At 68.2% G+C, this 17758-nt stretch carries 22 protein-coding genes; 4 read left to right on the forward strand and 18 right to left on the reverse strand.

The window, feature by feature from the left end:
- The 4 genes from ACWBNA_RS42610 to ACWBNA_RS42625 all read right to left on the reverse strand — a co-directional run.
- A partial coding sequence (locus tag ACWBNA_RS42610) for a pore-forming ESAT-6 family protein (protein ID WP_482709971.1) occupies nucleotides 1-283 on the reverse strand: 283 nt, incomplete at its 3' end.
- Nucleotides 284-340: 57 nt separating this feature from the next.
- Complete coding sequence (locus ACWBNA_RS42615; protein WP_384302047.1) at nucleotides 341-667, reverse strand: hypothetical protein; 327 nt, start codon at nucleotides 665-667, stop codon at nucleotides 341-343.
- A 266-nt stretch (nucleotides 668-933) separates the two neighbouring features.
- Nucleotides 934-1128, reverse strand: a complete 195-nt coding sequence (locus tag ACWBNA_RS42620) for a DUF397 domain-containing protein (protein WP_482709973.1) — start codon at nucleotides 1126-1128, stop codon at nucleotides 934-936.
- An 8-nt stretch (nucleotides 1129-1136) separates the two neighbouring features.
- Entirely contained in the window at nucleotides 1137-1988 is an 852-nt protein-coding gene (locus tag ACWBNA_RS42625) for a helix-turn-helix domain-containing protein (RefSeq protein WP_482709974.1), read from the reverse strand.
- Nucleotides 1989-2217: 229 nt separating this feature from the next.
- Here ACWBNA_RS42625 and ACWBNA_RS42630 point away from each other — a divergent pair, with 229 nt between their 5' ends.
- Nucleotides 2218-2631 (forward strand): ATP-binding protein, encoded by a 414-nt coding sequence (locus ACWBNA_RS42630; protein WP_482709975.1) that lies wholly within the window; start codon nucleotides 2218-2220, stop codon nucleotides 2629-2631.
- Nucleotides 2632-2681: 50 nt separating this feature from the next.
- Here the strand turns inward: ACWBNA_RS42630 and ACWBNA_RS42635 are convergent, their stop codons facing one another.
- The 10 genes from ACWBNA_RS42635 to ACWBNA_RS42680 all read right to left on the reverse strand — a co-directional run bounded on the left by ACWBNA_RS42635 (nucleotide 2682) and on the right by ACWBNA_RS42680 (nucleotide 9153).
- Nucleotides 2682-3044 (reverse strand): toxin-antitoxin system YwqK family antitoxin, encoded by a 363-nt coding sequence (locus tag ACWBNA_RS42635; RefSeq protein WP_482709976.1) that lies wholly within the window; start codon nucleotides 3042-3044, stop codon nucleotides 2682-2684.
- Nucleotides 3041-3424: a hypothetical protein gene (locus ACWBNA_RS42640; protein WP_482709977.1), complete on the reverse strand. Its 384-nt coding sequence runs from the start codon at nucleotides 3422-3424 to the stop codon at nucleotides 3041-3043. The genes ACWBNA_RS42635 and ACWBNA_RS42640 overlap by 4 nt, the downstream gene beginning before the upstream one ends.
- Before the next feature lie 122 nt (nucleotides 3425-3546).
- Nucleotides 3547-4182: a pentapeptide repeat-containing protein gene (locus ACWBNA_RS42645; RefSeq protein WP_482709978.1), complete on the reverse strand. Its 636-nt coding sequence runs from the start codon at nucleotides 4180-4182 to the stop codon at nucleotides 3547-3549.
- Entirely contained in the window at nucleotides 4163-5035 is an 873-nt protein-coding gene (locus tag ACWBNA_RS42650) for a hypothetical protein (protein ID WP_482709979.1), read from the reverse strand. Before ACWBNA_RS42650 ends, ACWBNA_RS42645 begins: the two co-directional genes overlap by 20 nt.
- The gene (locus ACWBNA_RS42655) at nucleotides 4989-6434 is read right to left on the reverse strand and encodes a hypothetical protein (RefSeq protein ID WP_482709980.1); all 1446 of its coding nucleotides are present in this window, start codon (nucleotides 6432-6434) and stop codon (nucleotides 4989-4991) included. The genes ACWBNA_RS42650 and ACWBNA_RS42655 overlap by 47 nt, the downstream gene beginning before the upstream one ends.
- A gap of 39 nt (nucleotides 6435-6473) precedes the next feature.
- Complete coding sequence (locus ACWBNA_RS42660) at nucleotides 6474-6602, reverse strand: hypothetical protein (RefSeq protein WP_482709981.1); 129 nt, start codon at nucleotides 6600-6602, stop codon at nucleotides 6474-6476.
- Complete coding sequence (locus tag ACWBNA_RS42665; protein ID WP_482709982.1) at nucleotides 6599-6955, reverse strand: DUF6507 family protein; 357 nt, start codon at nucleotides 6953-6955, stop codon at nucleotides 6599-6601. Before ACWBNA_RS42665 ends, ACWBNA_RS42660 begins: the two co-directional genes overlap by 4 nt.
- Nucleotides 6956-7094: 139 nt before the next feature.
- Nucleotides 7095-7409 carry a pore-forming ESAT-6 family protein gene (locus tag ACWBNA_RS42670; RefSeq protein ID WP_383874516.1) on the reverse strand — a complete coding sequence of 105 codons (315 nt, stop codon included), beginning with the start codon at nucleotides 7407-7409 and terminating at the stop codon, nucleotides 7095-7097.
- Nucleotides 7410-7480: 71 nt separating this feature from the next.
- Nucleotides 7481-7807, reverse strand: coding sequence for a hypothetical protein (locus ACWBNA_RS42675; protein WP_383874515.1), 327 nt, complete (start codon nucleotides 7805-7807; stop codon nucleotides 7481-7483).
- A 158-nt stretch (nucleotides 7808-7965) separates the two neighbouring features.
- Nucleotides 7966-9153 carry a SpoIIE family protein phosphatase gene (locus ACWBNA_RS42680; RefSeq protein ID WP_482709983.1) on the reverse strand — a complete coding sequence of 396 codons (1188 nt, stop codon included), beginning with the start codon at nucleotides 9151-9153 and terminating at the stop codon, nucleotides 7966-7968.
- A gap of 162 nt (nucleotides 9154-9315) precedes the next feature.
- Between ACWBNA_RS42680 and ACWBNA_RS42685 the strand changes: the two genes are divergently transcribed.
- Nucleotides 9316-10545, forward strand: a complete 1230-nt coding sequence (locus tag ACWBNA_RS42685; protein ID WP_482709984.1) for a GNAT family N-acetyltransferase — start codon at nucleotides 9316-9318, stop codon at nucleotides 10543-10545.
- A gap of 51 nt (nucleotides 10546-10596) precedes the next feature.
- On the opposite strand, the gene ACWBNA_RS42690 is transcribed toward ACWBNA_RS42685, so the two are convergent.
- Both ACWBNA_RS42690 and ACWBNA_RS42695 read right to left on the reverse strand, forming a co-directional pair.
- A complete protein-coding gene (locus ACWBNA_RS42690) occupies nucleotides 10597-11406 on the reverse strand; it encodes an Fpg/Nei family DNA glycosylase (protein ID WP_482709985.1) in 810 nt (269 codons plus the stop codon).
- A gap of 101 nt (nucleotides 11407-11507) precedes the next feature.
- Nucleotides 11508-11993, reverse strand: coding sequence for a ribose-5-phosphate isomerase (locus ACWBNA_RS42695; RefSeq protein ID WP_482709987.1), 486 nt, complete (start codon nucleotides 11991-11993; stop codon nucleotides 11508-11510).
- 229 nt (nucleotides 11994-12222) lie between these two features.
- Between ACWBNA_RS42695 and ACWBNA_RS42700 the strand changes: the two genes are divergently transcribed.
- A complete protein-coding gene (locus tag ACWBNA_RS42700) occupies nucleotides 12223-13662 on the forward strand; it encodes an amino acid permease (protein WP_482709988.1) in 1440 nt (479 codons plus the stop codon).
- 76 nt (nucleotides 13663-13738) lie between these two features.
- On the opposite strand, the gene ACWBNA_RS42705 is transcribed toward ACWBNA_RS42700, so the two are convergent.
- Nucleotides 13739-16009: a serine/threonine-protein kinase gene (locus ACWBNA_RS42705; protein ID WP_482710023.1), complete on the reverse strand. Its 2271-nt coding sequence runs from the start codon at nucleotides 16007-16009 to the stop codon at nucleotides 13739-13741.
- 182 nt (nucleotides 16010-16191) lie between these two features.
- Between ACWBNA_RS42705 and ACWBNA_RS42710 the strand changes: the two genes are divergently transcribed.
- Nucleotides 16192-16914 carry an LPXTG cell wall anchor domain-containing protein gene (locus ACWBNA_RS42710; RefSeq protein WP_482709989.1) on the forward strand — a complete coding sequence of 241 codons (723 nt, stop codon included), beginning with the start codon at nucleotides 16192-16194 and terminating at the stop codon, nucleotides 16912-16914.
- 186 nt (nucleotides 16915-17100) lie between these two features.
- On the opposite strand, the gene ACWBNA_RS42715 is transcribed toward ACWBNA_RS42710, so the two are convergent.
- Nucleotides 17101-17679 (reverse strand): biotin transporter BioY, encoded by a 579-nt coding sequence (locus ACWBNA_RS42715; RefSeq protein WP_482709990.1) that lies wholly within the window; start codon nucleotides 17677-17679, stop codon nucleotides 17101-17103.
- Nucleotides 17680-17758 lie beyond the last annotated feature (79 nt).

A 17758-nucleotide genomic window follows, 5' to 3' on the forward strand; every position in this document is an offset into this window, starting at 1 on the left:
GCTGGATGGTCGACTGCGCCGTGCCGTCGTTCTTCTCCAGCGTCGACTTCAGCAGCGCGATGATGTTCTTCACCTCGTTCGAGGCGTTCGTCCACCGCTGTTCCTTGCCGTGGTACTCATCCGCCACGCCATCCGCCGTGAAGTCCGCCATCGCGTTCTTCACCTGACGGTCACGGTTACCGATCACCTCTTCCAGACGACCGATCACCACCTGGATGTTCGACTGAGCATCAGCCGACGCACCCGTGTCGTACGACCGACGATCCGCACCAGAACCCGCCATCACACACCACTCCCCAAAGGTCGAAACACAGCCCGCACCGCACGAAGAGGGCCAACCTCAGCGGAAACGCGCCGCATCGAAGTTCGCCGCACCCATCTGCTGCTTCGCGTTGTCACCCTGCTCCTGGTCACCCGAGCTGAACGCCGAGTCCATGCCCGACTGACCACCCAGGATCGCCGACAACGACCCGTTCAGATCCGACGTGATCCTGTCCGCCTGCGCCTTGAACTGGTCGAACATCGCCCGACCCGAACCGTTGAACTTCCCCTCCAACGGCGTCGCCGCATCCACCAACTGCCGGATCAACGAACCCAGGTCATCACTCGACCCCCGCGAATCACGCTGCAGATTCGAGAGCGTCTGCGCGCCCATGTCGAACTTCATCAGGCCTCCCCCGTCGGGCTTTTACGGCGGACCGTGCCCGGTCCGCCTCGCAAGTCTCCCCCATCTCTATCAACCCGATAGTTGTCTGTGCAATCAAAGCCCTCAGCACGCACAGGAGCACCACGACTCGGCGGGGATCCCCTTACCACGTAGGTGAGTTGACGAAGACCGCCCCTGGCAGCGGTGGTCGAGAACCAGCCACGGCGCCTCCATGGCAAGACCGCGTCATCCCGCCCCATGGACACGGGCGACGTGCGTACGGGCGATCACACGGCGGAGTCGGCCTTGAGGGACTCGACGAATGCGGCGAAGGTTCCGGTCGGGAAGAGGAGGGTTCCGTAGGAGGGGTATTTGGAGTCTCGTATCGCCACCCGCGTGAGGTCGTTTGCGATCTCCACGCAGGAATCGCCGTCGCCAGGGCCCGAGTGGGACGACTTCCGCCAGTTGTCAGGGGTCTCCATGGAACGCCTCACAGCTCTTTCATCAGCCCGTGGATGAAGTCACGCGACCGAACGGGGTCGAGCGACGCTGCCTCCACTTTACGGAAGAGCGTTCGAAAGGCCTCCAATTGGGCTTCGAAGTCGACCAAGGCGGCACCGTGGGGTGCATCGCGCACCACGGTGTCCAGCTTGGGCACCGCGCCTCCCGCGTACGTCATCGCGCTCGCGGCACCGGCGAAACCCTCCAGGTCGAAGGGGATGACACGGACGGTGATGTGATCCCCTTCGGAGAGTTGGAGGAGGCGGGCAAGCTGAGTTCGTGAGGCGGCTCGATCGCCGACCATGATGCGCAGCGCGGCCTCGTGGACGACCGCCTCGTACTGGATGGGCTCGGGGCCCTCGAGAATGACCTTGCGCTGCATGCGGTGCCGGACGCGCAACTCAAGTTCCTCACGGGGAAGCTCAGGCACCCGGTCGGCATAGACGGCGCGGGCGTAGTCCTCCGTCTGAAGCGGGCCGGGGATGAACAGGAACTGGGCTTCCCGCAAGAACGTGGCGTGGTGCTCCAACTCGGCGAGATCGAGGAATGAAGTGGGCAGGAGACCCTTGAACTCCTCCCACCAACCGCGCGTCCGGTCGGTGGCCATCGCGACCAGGGCATCCACGAAGGCGTGGTCAGTGCAGACGTAGTAGGACGCGAGGCGGCGCAGTCGCTCCTCGCTCACCCCCGAAAGACCGGATTCGATGTGGCTGATCTGGACGGGGCTCACTCCGAGCAGCGCCGCCGCTTCCCTGGCGCTGAGGCCGGCCGCCTCGCGGAGTCTCCGCAGCTCGACCGCCAGGCGCATCTGACGTGCCGTTGGTTCGCGCCTCGTCGTCATCGACTGCCCCTCGGGTTTTCAACGCACCAGCAGGCGCGACTCGTTCGGAGGGCAGATTACGCGACCGGCTTGCCCAACCGAAACATTATCCCCTACCGTCGGTGACGCGACGCACACGCTGCGGAAACACCGGGGTACCGGAAGCGCACCGCCCCGTCCTGCCATGACGGCTGCGGCACTGCCACCGCCCGACGACCGCAACCCCCCACCACTTGAACGGAGTTCACGCGTGCCCGAAAACCAAGCCGAACCGTGGGAGTACTCCCTCTACATCCCCAACGACCTACGCGCGGTCACCGTCAGCCGCCGCACCCTGCGCCTGATCCTGACGATGCACGGACTGATCGGCCTGGTCGATGTGGCGGAACTCCTCGCGGCCGAGCTGGTCTCCAATGCCGTACGGCACACGAAGGGGCCCGCCGCCCTGCGCGTGCGCTGGTCGGCGGGTGTCCTGCGAATCGGCGCGTGGGACGCGGATCCCGAACCGCCTGAACCGCCACGGCTGCCGGAACAGGAGCCCGACCACGAGGACGGACGCGGGCTGGCACTGGTCCGGGCGTGCGCCGATACCTGGGGCTGGCAGCCGCTGAGCAGACACGGCAACCGGGGCAAGTACGTGTGGTGCGAGTTGAAGGCTGCCTAGTACGGCAATAAACGCGGGGGGCGAGGCCCAGCGAGGCGTGGGCCCTACCCCTACGGAGTCGTGTTCTCCCAAGCGCGGGTCGGGCGCCCCTCCTCGTCCCACTCGTGGTGGGAGAGCGGAGTCCAGCCGTCCGCGCTGTGCAGCTTCTTCGTCTCGAGAACGCCGTTCTCGTGCCAGCTCTTGTACTCCCCGGACAGGCGCGCCATACGCATCGTTCCCTCTGCGCGAAGGACCCCACTCTTGTGCCACTCGCAGAACGGGCCGTCCCGGAACCCATCCGTGTAAGTAACCAGACTCACACGATGTCCTGCGAGGTACTCCTCGACCTCACCGGTGAAGAGTTCACCCCGGTACAGGAGTCGCTGGGCATAGTCGAGGTCCACTTCGGGATCATCGAGGTCGATGCGTTTCACAGCCGAGTGCGGATTTCCTTGGCGATTTCCATGAGGCTGGACAAGTCCTCATCCGGCATGACATAGGCGAAATTCCTGATTCGTTCCAGGAATTCAGTCGGCAGAGTGACGTGATGCGTTCTCACATAGAACCAGAGATCCCCTCGCCACACCCACTCCCCGTCCGAGTAGATGGAGTCGCCACCCATGACGGTCTGACCGGAGCCCAGGACGTCCTCGGAAGAGCCCATAACACTGAAGAGGTCATGCCCGGCCAGCAAATACTGGGTGATCCCCTGCTCATCGCCGTATGCCGAGTCAGCAAGAAAATCCCGCACACTCCCACTCGGCGCCTCGAAGGAAGGCGACCATAGCTCTTGGAAGTGATCTGCGATCTTCATGCAGCCTGGTCGGTCGGCATCCTGGAGCGCCGCCCCGCGGGAACCGCGTCGGGATTCGGAGAGGGGCGTCACCCCTGCGGACCCAGTCGAACGCTGCCGATGTTCTGGCGAAGCACCGGCGCCTACTTCCGCACGTCGATGACGCGCACGTTGCCACCCTTGCTGCGCAACCACTCCTCGAGTTCACTGCCGGACAGCTCTCGAGGTCCCGTTTTCTCGACAACGACCGCTGGCCCGAAAACGGTTCCGCTCATCGCTTCGATCTTCGTGTTCGCATCCAGTGTGACTTGGAACGAATTCTCATCGAAAACAGAGTCACGGAGATCAGCTGAACGAAAATCGACACCCAGCAGCGATGCTCCCATGAAATGAGTGCCACGACAACTTGCGCCTGAAGCGTTGACGTCATAAAGCGAAGCTTTCACCAGGTTCGCAGCATCCAGAACCGCGTCTCTCAGAATGGCATCATCCAGATTGACCCGCACAAGGGAAGCGCTCGTGAGATCTACTCCGGTGAGGTCCGCTCCCTGGGCATCCGACCGATACAACTCCGCTTGGACAAGGCGAGTGTTAATGAGCTTCGCGTCGGTGAACCATGACTCGGAGAAGTTACCGTACGAGAGGTCCGCACCGCTGAAGTCAAGCCCTACGGCATCGAGCCCGCCCTCTCCTTCGAGCCACTCGCGCAGCCTCTGGGCAGCGGTCTCGTTCCGCGGCAATCCGACGGGGGTCCACCCATTACGGGTACCAGATGACATCGTCTCCCCAGCCATTCTTTTCAACGATTGACTTCACGTCGTCGATCGCCGCCTGATTCGCGTTTCTGAGGTCCAGGATGACAATTCGCCCCTTCGCGACGATCTGCTCATGAAGCTTGTTGACCCATCGCCCGTTGTTCAGCGGATCATACGCACCGCGGAACGGCTGCGACTTGTCGCGAACGTTGTTGAACGGCGGCCAGTCCGAGTGCACTCCCTTGATGTCATAGTATCGGCCAGTACTCGGCGAGTAGAACTCACCGCGGTCCGCCTCAGTGGGCCGTTGGATGTCGTCGGGTAGCCGCTGCTGCTCCCGAAGATCGAGGCCCACACGCCCCTCGTCCTTCGATGGTTCCGATATGCCGCCATTCTTGTCCGGGTCGCGCTGCAAGGCATCGAAATCTTCTGGGCTGCGCTGTTCGACCTCATCCAGATGCTGCCAGTGTGCCGCACGTTCTTCCGGCGTCATTTCGGGCAACGGGTCGTTTCCGCGGGGGAGGTCCGGTCCCGTCCCCGCATCGGGGCCATTCGGCCCGTCACCACTGGTGGACGGGCCGTCATGGCCACCAGTGGTGGGTCCATCACTGTGGCCACCGGTCGTCGGCTGCTCGTTGCCGCCACCGGGGATCTCGTGCCCGTTTCCAGCAGGCGTGTCAGCGTGACCACCACTGTGTTCACCGTCATGACCGGTCGGCGGTTCATGACCGGCGGACGGGCCCGCACCATGCTCGTGCGCTGTTCCTCCGGGCAGGTGGTCGCCCGCGCTGCCGCCAGGGAGGTCGCCTCCGGCGTGGACGGCGGGTACGTCACCGCCCGCGTGCACCGCAGGCGTGGTGGGGACGTCCTCTCCCACCCGCCCCACGTCGCCGAGGTCGCTGCCAAGTCGGACGTGCTGGCCCGCCTGTTCGGCGGTATGGGCGCCCGCGCCCACCAACGCCGGTTCCTTCACTGGGGAGTCCACTCGCGGCACGTCTGCGCCGTCGGCCGGGTTGCCCGACGTCGGCCTGTCCACCACGTCCATGGGGGCGTTGTCGACGTTGTCGACCACGTTGCCCTGGTTGTCGAGGAGGTTGCCGTCCGGGTCCATGTACTGGGCCGGGGAAGCCGTCCATGCTCGGCAGTTTCGTCGTGCCGGCCGGCAGGACCGGGGTGTCGCGCGGGAGTTGGATGTTGCCGTCGGGCAGCCGGGTCACGCCCTCCGGGATCGCGGCACCCTCGGGCAACCGCACGGTGCCGTCCGGGAGCCTCAAAGAGCCCTCGGGGAGAGTGAACGCGTTCTCCGGGAGGGTCGGGATATCGATCGCGCCGACGCCCCGCAGGCCCTTCGTGATGTCGCCGATCTTCGACAGGCCAGCGCCCGCGCCCTTGGCGATGTAGGTCATCGGGTCGATGACCTTGCCCGCCTTGCCCGCCACCGACAACACCTTCGCCACCGCACCGGCCTTGCCCGCACCCGCGACACCGGCGCCCGCACCACCCGTGAACACGGTCGTCAGGACGTTGAAGGTGACCGCACCAGCCGCACGACCGGGGTTCTTACCCCACTCGTCCCACGCCACCAGCGCCTTGCCGGTCTCCTTCATCGCGGTGCGCGAATCACGAATCCAAGACGGCAACTTGTCGTCCGGCAGCGCCCAGAACGCCAGCTGCGCGCCCGGCATCATGCTGAGGGTCAGGCCGGTCGCCAACTGGGCGAGGCCCTTCCAGGCCTGGCCCATCGCGTCCCAGCCGCCGAACCCGACCAGCGTGCCGAGGCCCTTGATCGTGCCCCAGACGCCGTCCACGATCAGGCCGTCCCACACGAACGACTTCACCCAGTGGCCGACCTCGTACCAGTGGTGCTTCTCCTCCACCGGGTCACCCCAGGGAAGCTTCGCGTTCTTCAGGTCGTCGGCCGCAAAGCCGTACTGGTCCTTACGCTCCGAACCGTCGCCGGCCACCATCTGCGTCCCGCCCCACAAGGCGGTGATCTTGTTGTGGCAGGTGCGCTCGGCCGCCCAGAACGCCGCCACCGTCGCGGTGATGTCATCCCGGATCTGGTTGTGCTCGTCGACCTTGTCCTCGTCGTACTCCCACTCGTCGTCGTCCTTGACCGACGTCACGAACGTCGTCGCGTCCGCCTTGAGCTGCTTCAGCTTGTCGACGAGGGGGCGGATCTCCGTCGCGTACGACGACAGCGCACCGGACACCGTCTCCAGGTCGTCGGCGAAGGTGTCCGCGCGGTCCTTGACCGGCTTCGTCGTCGCGAACAACTGCTCCGCCTCCGGAGCCGTGTAATACGCCGACAGGCCCTAGAACTGGGAGTGGACCTCCTCGCCCGTCTTGCGGACGTTGCCCGCGTCCTTCTTCAAGGCCGCGTGGTCGGTCTCCAGTTGCGGCAAGTTGCCCGTGAACTGGGGAATCTGGTCCGGCTGGATCACCGCTTGCCGACCCCCGGCATGTCCAGCTTCGGCGCGGCCAGCGTGTTCCGCTGGGCCTCCGCCGCCATTTCCAGGTCGCCGTTCAGGTACGCCGTCGTGGCGTCCACCGCGCCCTGCAGGGACTTGCCCGCCCGGGCCGCGACGTACTGCAGGTCCTTCGACGCCCGCTCCGCGTACTGCGACAACGCGAGGGCGACCAGGCCGCCCGCGGCCTTCTCGCCGCCCTCGCCGCCACCGCCGCCGCCCTCGGCGGAGATGGTGCCGGCGCTGGTCGCCGCCGACGTCAGATGCTCGCCGAACGCCTTCGCGTACTTCTCCAGGTTCGACGCGGTCTCACCCGTCGTCTTCAACACACTGGAGATACCTTGCGGCTTGAGATCCCAGCCCGACACAACAGCCCCCGTATCCCGAAGTTCCCACAGTCCAACAGACCTGCAGAGCCCTACGGCCCCACTGCTCTACGCCTCTGCGCCCTGCCTGCGACGAGGCCGGTCAGCCGATGTTGTCGACCGCGGCCTTGGCCCGCTGGATGGTCGACTGCGCCGTGCCGTCGTTCTTCTCCAGCGTCGACTTCAGCAGCGCGATGATGTTCTTCACCTCGTTGGAGGCGTTCGTCCACCGCTGTTCCTTGCCGTGGTACTCGTCCGCCACGCCATCCGCCGTGAAGTCCGCCATCGCCGTCTTGACCTGACGGTCACGGTTGCCGATCACCTCTTCGAGCCGACCGATCACCACCTGGATGTTCGACTGAGCATCAGCCGACGCACCCGTGTCGTACGACCGACGATCCGCATTGGCACCCGCCATCACACACCACTCCCCGAGAGTTGAAAGAAAGCCCGCACAGCACGAAGGTCAAGCTCACACGAAGGTCCAGATCAGCGGAAGCGCGCCGCGTCGAAGTTCGCGGCACCCATCTGCTGCTTCGCGTTGTCGCCCTGCTCCTGGTCACCCGAGCTGAACGCCGAGTCCATCCCCGACTGGCCACCGAGGATCGCCGACAGCGACCCGTTCAAGTCAGCCGTGATCCTGTCCGCCTGCGCCTTGAACTGGTCGAACATCGCCCGACCCGAACCGTTGAACTTGCCCTCCAGCGGCGTCGCCGCATCCACCAACTGCCGGATCAGCGAGCCGAGATCGTCGCTCGACCCCCGCGAATCACGCTGGAGTTGCGACAGCGTCTGCGCGCCCATGTCGAACTTCATCAGGCCTCCCCCGTCGGGTCCTTGGGTTCCTCATCACCACATCGTGTGCATTACATCTCTACCAACTCCCTGATTGCCCAGGCAATCGGGAGCCGACGGTAGTTACAGAGGCAGCACAAACCCATGACCAAGGCATGAGCACACATGCGGACAAAGGGTCAGTGGGCGGATGTTGCGGACGACGCCGTCGGTCCCTCACGGCAGATCAGCAGCAGCGCCCGGTCGTCGTTGACGTCCTTCGCCACCGCCTCGATCAGGTGCCAGGCCGCGCCGTGGAAGCCGCCGGCGACATAGCGGTCGGCCTCGCCGGTGAGGCGGTCGATGCCCTCGACGATGTCGCGATCGGACGTCTCCACCAAACCGTCCGTGAACAGCATCAACACGTCACCCGGGCGCAGCGAGCCCTTCACGGGGTCGAACTGGGCACCGTCGTACACACCCAGCAGCGGGCCCTCGGCGGCCTTCTCCTCCCAGCGGCCGCTGCCCGCGCTGAGCTGCAGGCCCGGCGGGTGGCCCGCGGAGTAGAGCTCGTAGTCCCCCGAGTCGAGGTCCAGGACGAGGTGGATCGACGTCGCGAAGCCCTCGTCCCAGTCCTGGCGGAGCAGGTAGCCGTTCGCCGCCGGCAGGAACGCGTGCGGGGGCAGAGAGCCGAGCAGGCCGCCGAAGGCTCCCGACAGGAGCAGTGCGCGCGACCCCGCGTCCATGCCCTTGCCGGACACGTCCGTCAGGACGACCTCCATCGTGCGGCCGCCATTCGTGCGGGCCGCGACAACGAAGTCACCGGAGAACGACTGGCCGCCCGCCGGGCGCAGCGCCATCTCCCGGTGCCAGCCCTGCGGCAGCTGCGGCAGCTTGCTCTGGACGCGGATGCGTTCGCGCAGGTCGAAGAGCATGGTGCCGCCGCGCCGCCAGGGTACGCCGACGCGGCTGCGGAACTGGGCGATGAGGAGACCGAAGAACCCGCAGGCGGCCACCACCAGGACCACGCCCGGGGTGACCCTGGACGGGCCCTCCGTGTACGGCCCCAGCTGCACCGACTCCACGATCAGCGCGGTCGCCGCCGCCGCGTACAGGCTCAGCAGGCTCGCCGGGCGCAGCAGCAGGCCGCCGGCGACGATCGGCAGGACCAGGGCGGCCGGTGAGCACCACACCGAGTTGGCCAGTGTCGTGGCCGCGATCAGGGGAACGGTGATGAGCAGACCGGCGAGCGCGACCCAGTCGGAGCCGTCGCCTCGGAAGTAGTCGACGGCGCTTCTGCGCAGGCCGACGCGGACCCGGTGCCACTGCATCTTGCACCGGGCCGCGAACGTCTCGGCTTCCGCGCGCCGCTCTCGTCCTGCTGCCATTAGTTCGGGACCCTATCCATCGGACCAGGTGCTTGGCACGGGAGGTCCCACTTGTCCCCCGTCCGAGGCTCAACTCCACAGTGAACTTCACAGAAAGCCATCGTGGCGCCATCAAGGCGAAATTCCCTGGCCCGTCCCGCAATGCCCTGGTAGGCATGATTCATGGGGACTGACGTGCGGGCACTGCAGCGGAACGACTGGGACCAGTGGTACGACAACCTGATCCGCGCCTTCGGCGGGGTCCCGGAGACGTCCGAGGAGCGGGAGCTGTGGCGCTCGCTCACCGAGATCGACCGTTCTGTCGGGGTCTGGGACGGTGACGCGTGCGTGGGCACGGCGGGGGCGTTCAGCTTCCGCCTGACCGTGCCGGGTGGCGCCGCGGTTCCGGCGGCCGGGGTGACCATGGTCAGCGTGGCCGCCACGCACCGGCGGCGCGGGGTGCTGCGTTCCATGATGCGGCGGCAGTTGGACGACGTACGGGAATGGGGCTGGCCGCTGGCCGTCCTGACGGCCTCGGAGCCCGGGATCTACGGCCGGTTCGGGTACGGCGCGGCGACGCACTGCGTGAACGTCGAGGTCGACACGGCGCGGGTCGGGCTGTCCGTACCGCCCGGCACCGATGACGTACGGCTGCGGTACGCCGCGCCGGCCGACGTCCTCGACGTGTGCGAGGCGGTGTACGCGCGCAAGGTGTCCGGCCGGCCGGGGATGCTGGCGCGGCTGCCCGGGTGGGAGCGGGTCATGGTGCTCGATCCGGAGAGCGGCCGGGGTGGGGCGTCACCGCTGCAGTGCGTGCTGGCCGAGCGGGACGGCGAGGTCGTGGGGTACTCGCGCTACCGGGTCAAGCCCGATTGGGACGCCGCGGGACCCAAGGGCGTCGTGGTCGTGCAGGACGCGGAAGCCCTGGACGCGGCGGCGCATGCCGCGCTGTGGCGGTTCCTGTTCGGGATCGACCTGACGTCGACGCTGACCGCGCGGGGACGGCCCTCGGACGAACCGTGGCTGTCCCTGGTGTCCGACATCCGGCGGTGCCGGCCGCTCGTGCGGGACTCGTTGTACGTCCGGCTGGTGGACGTCGGCGCCGCGCTGGAGGCGCGGACGTATCAGGCGCCGGTGGATGTGGTGTTCGAGGTCGAGGACGACTTCTGCGGCTGGAACGCCGGGCGTTGGCGGCTCACCGGCGACGCGAAGGGCGCGTCGTGCGGTCGTACGACGGATGCGGCCGATCTCGCCTTGTCCGTACGGGAGTTGGGGGCGGCGTACCTCGGTGGGGTGAGCCTGGCTTCGCTGGGCGCGGCCGGGCGGGTGCGGGAGCTGCGGCAGGGGGCGCTGGCGGAGGCGGCCGTCGGGTTCGGATCGACGGTTGCGCCCTGGCTGCCGCACGGCTTCTAGACCGGTCTCAGGGCTGCGGCTGCCGGCTGCCGCACGGCACCTGGACCGGCCTCAGGGCTGCTGGCAGGCCGGGCACCAGAAGAGGTTGCGGGCGGCGAGATCGGCGGTGCGGATCTCGCCGCCACAGATGTGGCAGGGCAGATCGGCCCTGCGGTAGACGTAGACCTCGCCGCCGTGGTCGTCGACGCGTGGCGGCCGGCCCATCGCCTCCGGGGTGTGTTCCGGACGGACGGTGTCGATGCGGTTGTTGCGGACGCCCTCGCGCATGAGGTCGACCAGGTCCTGCCAGATCGCGTCCCACTCGGCGGGGGTGATGCTGATGCCGGAGCGGTACGGGTCGACGCGGTGCCGGAAGAGGACCTCGGCGCGATAGACGTTGCCCACGCCGGCGACGACCTTCTGGTCCATGAGCAGGGCGGCGATCGTCGTACGGCTGCGGGAGACGCGCCGGTACGCGGCCTTCGGGTCGGCGTCCTCGCGGAGGGGGTCGGGGCCGAGGCGGTCGTGTATCGCGTCCTTCTCGGCGTCCGTGATCAGGGCGCAGGTCGTCGGGCCGCGGAGATCGACGTACGACGTGCTGTTGGCGAGCCGGAGTCGCACCGTGTCGGTGGGCGGGGGCGCCGGGGCCGGGCCGAAAGTGACCTTGCCGAAGAGGCCGAGGTGGATGTGGATCCACTCACCGGCGCGGAAGCCGAGGAACAGGTGCTTGCCGTGGGCCTCGGTGGCGGTGAGTTCCGTACCGGTGAGGAGGGCGGCGGAGTCGGTGAACTTGCCCTGGGGGCTGGTCACCTGCGGTGCCGTGCGGAGAAACGCGGCGGCGTAGTCCTGCGCCAACCGGTGAATGGTGTGCCCCTCCGGCACGGCGCCCTTCTTTCCTGTACCAACTGGGGGCTCCGCCCCCAGACCCCCGGCCTGTGCCCACCCACCACCCCGACGAGGTGGGTCAAAAGGTGCCGTAGCGCCTACTGCTGCGGGTGGTGTGCCGGGATCGGCGGCAGGTCGCCCGTGGTCTCGTAGGCGGACAGCATCTCGATGCGGCGGATGTGACGCTCGTCACCCGAGAAGGGCGTGTTCAGGAAGGTCTCGACGAACGCGGTCGCCTCCTCCTGGGTGTGCATGCGCGCGCCCACCGCGACGACGTTCGCGTTGTTGTGCTGGCGGCCGAGGGACGCCGTCTCCTCGCTCCAGGCGAGGGCCGACCGCACGCCCTTCACCTTGTTCGCGGCGATCTGCTCGCCGTTACCGGAGCCGCCGATGACGACGCCGAGGGCGTCGGGGTCCGCGGCCGTCCGCTCGGCGGCGCGGAGGCAGAACGGCGGGTAGTCGTCCTGGGCGTCGTAGATGTGGGGACCACAGTCGACCGGGTCGTGGCCCGCTTCCTTGAGCCACTGGACGAGGTGGTTCTTGAGTTCGAGGCCGGCATGGTCGGAGCCGAGATACACGCGCATGGGACGAGTGTGACACGGGCGTTTCCGGGCAGCAGCCCGGGGGGCCGATCCCGAAAACTGTGGGCAATACTACAGAACCTCAGGAAAAGCTCAAGTAACGATCTGGAATCAAAGGTTCACCAATCTCTTCGCCTCCGATTCACTGGACCGACTCGTACGCCGCTCGTACGGGACCCGCACCTCCCCCTGTGCGGGAAGAGCTCACCCGGCGCAAAGGAATCCCCCTCCTATGACCTCGCAGCCGACCCTTCCCAAGGCTGGTAACGACCCCGGAGCCCCCGGCGAACCCGGCGGCGACCTCCAGGCAGGACTCAAGAACCGCCATCTCTCGATGATCGCCATCGGCGGTGTCATCGGGGCCGGACTCTTCGTGGGATCCAGCTCCGGCATCGCCACCGCGGGCCCCGGCATCCTCCTGTCGTACGCACTCGTCGGCACGCTCGTGGTGCTGGTGATGCGGATGCTCGGCGAGATGTCCGCCGCCAACCCGACCTCGGGTTCGTTCTCCGCGCACGCCGACCGGGCGCTCGGGCCGTGGGCCGGGTTCTCCATCGGCTGGCTGTACTGGTTCTTCTGGGTGGTCGTCCTCGCGGTGGAGGCCACCGCCGGCGCGAAGATCCTCGAAGGGTGGATTCCCGCCGTACCGCAGTGGGGGTGGGCCCTCATCGTGATGGTGGTGCTCACCGCCACCAACCTCGTGTCCGTCGGGTCCTACGGCGAGTTCGAGTTCTGGTTCGCCGGGATCAAGGTCGTGGCGATCGGTGCGTTCATCATCATCGGCGGACTCGCCGTCTTCGGCGTGCTGCCCGGCGCCGACAGCGACCAGGCAGGGCTCGGCAACCTCACCGACCACGGCGGCTTCCTGCCCAACGGGCCAGGCGCCATCCTCACCGGAGTACTGCTCGTCGTCTTCTCCTTCATGGGCAGCGAGATCGCGACCCTCGCCGCCGGCGAGTCCGAGGACCCGCAGCGGGCCGTGACAAAGTCGACCAACAGCATCATCTGGCGGATCGGCGTCTTCTACCTCGGCTCGATCTTCGTCGTCGTGACGCTGCTGCCGTGGGACGCCAAGTCCATCCAGGACGACGGTTCCTACGTCGCCGCCCTCGACTCGCTCGGGATCGCGCACGCCGGTCAGATCATGAACTTCATCGTGCTGACGTCGGTGCTGTCCTGTCTCAACTCCGGGCTCTACACGGCCTCCCGGATGGCCTTCTCGCTCGGCCGGCGCGGTGACGCGCCGCAGTCGTTCGCACGGGTCAACAGCCGGGGCGTGCCGATGACGGCGATTCTCGCGTCGGTCGTGTTCGGCTTCGTCGCCGTCTTCTTCAACTACCTCTCCCCGGACAAGATCTTCCTCTTCCTGGTCAACTCCTCCGGTGCGGTGGCCCTGTTCGTCTGGCTGGTGATCTGCTTCTCGCAGCTGCGGATGCGGAAGATCATCCAGGCCGAGTCGCCGGAGAAGCTCGTCGTGAAGATGTGGCTGTACCCGTACCTCACCTGGGCCACGGCCGCGCTCATCGTGTTCGTCCTCGGCTACATGCTGACCGACACCGAGCACGACGGCCGCGAGACCGTGGTGCTGTCGCTGCTGGTCGCGGCGGGCGTGATCGTCATCTCCCTCGTGAAGGAGAAGGTGAAGGGCGAGCGCGCGGTCACGAAGGTCTGATCGCGGCCCGTGGACGAGGGAGGGGCCCGTGCCTCACGGCGTACGGGCCCCTCCCTCGTGTCTCCCCACCACACCCTCACAACACCGTGAAGCTGTCCCTGACCTCGTCGTACGTCGTGAGGGCCTGCGTCTCGATGTCCGGCTGGTACCAGGTGTTGATCTGGTACGACTTGCCGCCCTCGTTGAAGCCCAGCAGCCGGGCGTGCCAGGGGACGCCCTCCAGGGTGAAGGTGTACTCCCAGACGACCGCCGGGTTGCCACGGAACGTCGTCTCCTCCAGCCGGATCTTCTGGTAGTCCCTGCCCTGGTGGGCGTTCTGTTCCGAGGTCCGCCAGGTCTCCATCAGGTCGCCGCGCGCGAGGGAGGACTTGGCGGCGAGCTCCTGTTTGCCGTCCGGGGACGTGTAGTGCACCTCGGCGCCCGTCTTGATGTCCCGCCGCCAGCCGGCCGGCGTCGCCCACGCGAACCCGCCCGCCTCCCGGTGCGCGCCCGGCGGCAGACTCTGCGGCCGCGACGTGCCTTCGACCGTGGGCGAGGGGCCCTCGCTGCGTGTGGTGGACGGGGACGGCGACGAGGAGGCCGACGGTGACCCTCCCGCCCGGTTGTCGTCCGGTGAGCCGTCGGCCGACGCGAGGACGACCGCGACGACCGCGCCGGCGGTGACCAGGCCGACGGCGGCGACGAGGCCCGTACGGCGTCCCGCGCGCCGCCCGTGCCGCCGGGGGTCCGCCGGGACTGCGGGGCCGGGCAGTTCGCCGGGCGGCATGGGAAGGGGGTCCGGGGAGGGCGCCGGACGGCGTTCGGTCTCCGCCTGGGCGCGGACGAGCGAGACACCGGTGACGGTGGGGGCGGCGCTGATCCTGCGGGAGTGGGTGGGGGTGTCGGGTGCGGCTGCCCCTGGGGATGCGGCTGCGCCGGGCGGGGCCGCTCCGGCTGGTGCGGTGCCCTCGCTGTTGCCGGACGGGGTCTCGGAGCGGGTCTCCGAGCGCAGCCCCGACGCGGCCTCGGTGGAGGCGCTGGCGGGTTGGGGAGCGAGGGCGGGGTCGGTGGTGGGCGCGGGGTCAGTGGCCCGCGCGGGGTCGGTGGTGGGCGCGGGGTCGGTGGTGGGCGCGGGGCCGGACCTCGGTACGGGTGCGGCCCCCGGCTCCGGTGCGTGCTCCGGGACCGGCGCCGGTGCGGGCTCCGGGACCGGTGTCGGTGCGTGCTCCCGGACCGGTGCCGGTGCCGGAGTCCTGGGGTCGCGCATCGTGCGCAGGTGCCGGGTGTTCACGAACGGGGGTGTGGGCGACTCCTCGGGTGCCGACGACAGGGGTGGCGTCGCGTCCTGGATGTCCGGTCCCTCCGGTTCGGCCGCCGGCTCAGGCTCTGCTTGCGGCTCCTCACCCCGTTCATCGACCGGCCGGCCCTCGACCGGCATCCCCGCGACCGGTCCGCCCGCGACCGGACTCCCCTCAGCCGACTCCGCGTCCGGGGCCGCCGCCGCCTCCTCCTGATGAGCGACGCCCGCCCCTCCTCCGCCCACCGGAACCGTCGGTGTCGTCGGCGGTGCCGGATACGCGAGCGGCCGTAGGGACGCCTCCAGCTCCGCCAGGCCGGGTCGGACCGTTGGCTCCTTCTCCAGCAGGGCCGCCAGGATGTCCCGCAACGGGCCTTCGGTCGCGGGGAGTTCGGGCTCCTCGTACAGGACCGCGTGCAGGGTCGCCAGCGTGGTGTCGCGGGAGAACGGGGAGCGGCCGCCCAGGGCCGCGCACAGTGTCGCGCCGAGGGACCACACGTCGGACGGCGGGCCCTGAAGGCGGCCGGAGATCCGCTCGGGGGCCATGTAGTCGGGCGAGCCGACCAGCATGCCGACCATGGTGAGCGCCTTGGCGTCCTGGATCGCGGCGATGCCGAAGTCCGTGAGCACGATCCGCCGGGCGCCGTTCTCCACCAGGACGTTGCCGGGCTTGATGTCCCGGTGCAGGACGCCCCGGTCGTGCACCTGACGCAGCGCCTGCACCAGGCCGAGTCCGAGCCGAGCCGTCTCACGCGGGCCGAGCGGGCCCTCCTCCGCCATGACACGTTCGAGGGAACGGCCGGCGACCAACTCCATGACGATCCACAGGCGTTCGCCCTCGTCCACGACGTCGTACACGCGCACGACATTGGGGTGGTCGATCCGGGCGGTGGCCCTGGCCTCGCGCAGGGTGCGTTCGCGACGGGTGCGGGCATCCTCGGCGTCGAGGCCGTCTATGCGCATCTCCTTGACGGCGACCGGCCGGTCGAGTATTTCGTCGACGGCTCGCCACACCCGTCCCATTCCCCCCTGGCCAATACTCTCGACCAGGCGATAGCGCCCCGTCACCAGGAGCCCTGGAACTCCACCGCTCCTCGTATTCCCCGGCAATCCGCTGCACCCCCTCAACGCCTTCCGGATGTTCCCGAGTGGAACACAATGGTCACACTTCACGCCGTACCAGCATAGTGCGGAGAAATCTTGTGGTACCTCTTCAAGTACTGCGAATTCAGGCGCAGCCAAGGGGGACGAACATGAGTTCTCGTCGTGCGACGACCATCGCGGGATCGCTGGTCACGGCATCTTTCGCGACCGTGATGATCCTTTCCGGAACCGCCGGTGCGGAAGACCAGGGGCCCGGGAGCAGCAAGGGGGGAAAGGCCGTTGACGAGGCGCCGGCAGGCGTGAAGCTGACCACGCTGCTGCCCGAGAAGATCTCGGTGGACAACAGCTCGCAAGAAACCGACATCACCGCCACGGTGAAGAACGAGGGAACCAAGGACAGCGGAAAGATCAGGCTTTTGGTCGTCGGTTTCGACGGCCTTTCGGTCAAGAACGTTCAAGGCTGCTCTCCGATTGACGAAAAGGATCTGCCGGAGGGCTCGAACAGTGGTTTCGCCTGCCCCGTCGACAATCTCGCGGCCGGTCAGTCGAAGTCGTACGCCGTGGACGCGACGTTCGATCTCGGCAAGACCGGAAAGATCTGTCTGCCGGTGCAGACCAGCGACGGAAAGAAGACGTTCTGGCAGCAGGGACCGGTTCCGTTCGGTACGACGAACCCGTCGCCGAACGCCCCGGCCACCCCGCTGCTGCTCGGCACCGACAACAAGCCGGTCGGTCCGGGCGGCGACGAACTGCCGAAGACCGGCTTCGAACGTGACGTCCTGCCGCTGGGGGCGGCGGGCGCGGCGCTGATGGCCGCCGGCGCGGCCGGGCTGTGGTGGTCGCAGCGGCGGCCGGCGCAGCAAAAGATCTGACGCCGGAAAGCGAGGGAAACACGGGAGGCATGACCTGACGGAACCTGTCAGGTCATGCCTCCATCAACTGCGCCTTCGGGGAGGGCGATCGGACCGGAGGGCCGCACGACGCGGAAACGCGGAAGAGGCTCGCCGAGGTGAAGTCGCGGTACGACCTGGCGAACCTCTTCCGGACAGCCGACCAGGTCAGCGCTTGGCGAGCTTCCAGGCCGAGGGCAGCAGGCCCATCGCCAGGGCCGCCTTCACGGCGTCGCCGATCAGGAACGGGGTCAGGCCGGCCGCGATCGCGGCGGACACCGAGAGGTCGGCCGCGTAGGCGAGGTACGGGACGCCGACGGCGTAGATGATCGCCTCGCCCACGAGCATGGTGCCAGCCATCCGGAGCATCGAGCGGTCGGCACCGCGGCGGGCCAGGGCGCCCACGACCGTGGACGCGAGGATCATGCCGAGGATGTAGCCGAAGGAGACGGAGACCCCGGAGGTGCCGCTCGCGAACCACGGCACCCCGGCGAGACCGGCGAGCGCGTACAGGACCAGCGCGGAGAGGCCGCGGCTCGCGCCGAGCGTCGTGCCGACCAGCAGCGCGGCGAAGGTCTGACCGGTCACCGGCACCGGGGAGCCCGGCACGGGCACCGCGATCTGGGCGGCGAGGCCGGTGAGCGCGGCGCCGCCGACCACGAGGACCACGTCCCGGACACGGGAGGCGGGGAGCAGGTCGGCGAGGACCTGACCCGGGCGGGCGGGGACGGCGGCAGCGGTGCTCATGGGGACTCCGCGAGATGGTGTGGGCACGGGGGACACCGCGACGCTATCCCAGCGCCCTCGGACCGATCACCGTCAGCGC

Source organism: Streptomyces sp. Q2 (assembly GCF_056820935.1).

Coding starts and splice junctions, on each gene's coding strand:
- ACWBNA_RS42615 (WP_384302047.1), bottom strand. CDS start 667: ATGAAGTTCGACATGGGCGCGCAGACGCTCTCGAATCTGCAGCGTGAT.
- ACWBNA_RS42620 (WP_482709973.1), bottom strand. CDS start 1,128: ATGGAGACCCCTGACAACTGGCGGAAGTCGTCCCACTCGGGCCCTGGC.
- ACWBNA_RS42625 (WP_482709974.1), bottom strand. CDS start 1,988: ATGACGACGAGGCGCGAACCAACGGCACGTCAGATGCGCCTGGCGGTC.
- ACWBNA_RS42640 (WP_482709977.1), bottom strand. CDS start 3,424: ATGAAGATCGCAGATCACTTCCAAGAGCTATGGTCGCCTTCCTTCGAG.
- ACWBNA_RS42645 (WP_482709978.1), bottom strand. CDS start 4,182: ATGTCATCTGGTACCCGTAATGGGTGGACCCCCGTCGGATTGCCGCGG.
- ACWBNA_RS42670 (WP_383874516.1), bottom strand. CDS start 7,409: ATGGCGGGTGCCAATGCGGATCGTCGGTCGTACGACACGGGTGCGTCG.
- ACWBNA_RS42675 (WP_383874515.1), bottom strand. CDS start 7,807: ATGAAGTTCGACATGGGCGCGCAGACGCTGTCGCAACTCCAGCGTGAT.
- ACWBNA_RS42680 (WP_482709983.1), bottom strand. CDS start 9,153: ATGGCAGCAGGACGAGAGCGGCGCGCGGAAGCCGAGACGTTCGCGGCC.
- ACWBNA_RS42685 (WP_482709984.1), top strand. CDS start 9,316: ATGGGGACTGACGTGCGGGCACTGCAGCGGAACGACTGGGACCAGTGG.
- ACWBNA_RS42695 (WP_482709987.1), bottom strand. CDS start 11,993: ATGCGCGTGTATCTCGGCTCCGACCATGCCGGCCTCGAACTCAAGAAC.
- ACWBNA_RS42700 (WP_482709988.1), top strand. CDS start 12,223: ATGACCTCGCAGCCGACCCTTCCCAAGGCTGGTAACGACCCCGGAGCC.
- ACWBNA_RS42710 (WP_482709989.1), top strand. CDS start 16,192: ATGAGTTCTCGTCGTGCGACGACCATCGCGGGATCGCTGGTCACGGCA.
- ACWBNA_RS42715 (WP_482709990.1), bottom strand. CDS start 17,679: ATGAGCACCGCTGCCGCCGTCCCCGCCCGCCCGGGTCAGGTCCTCGCC.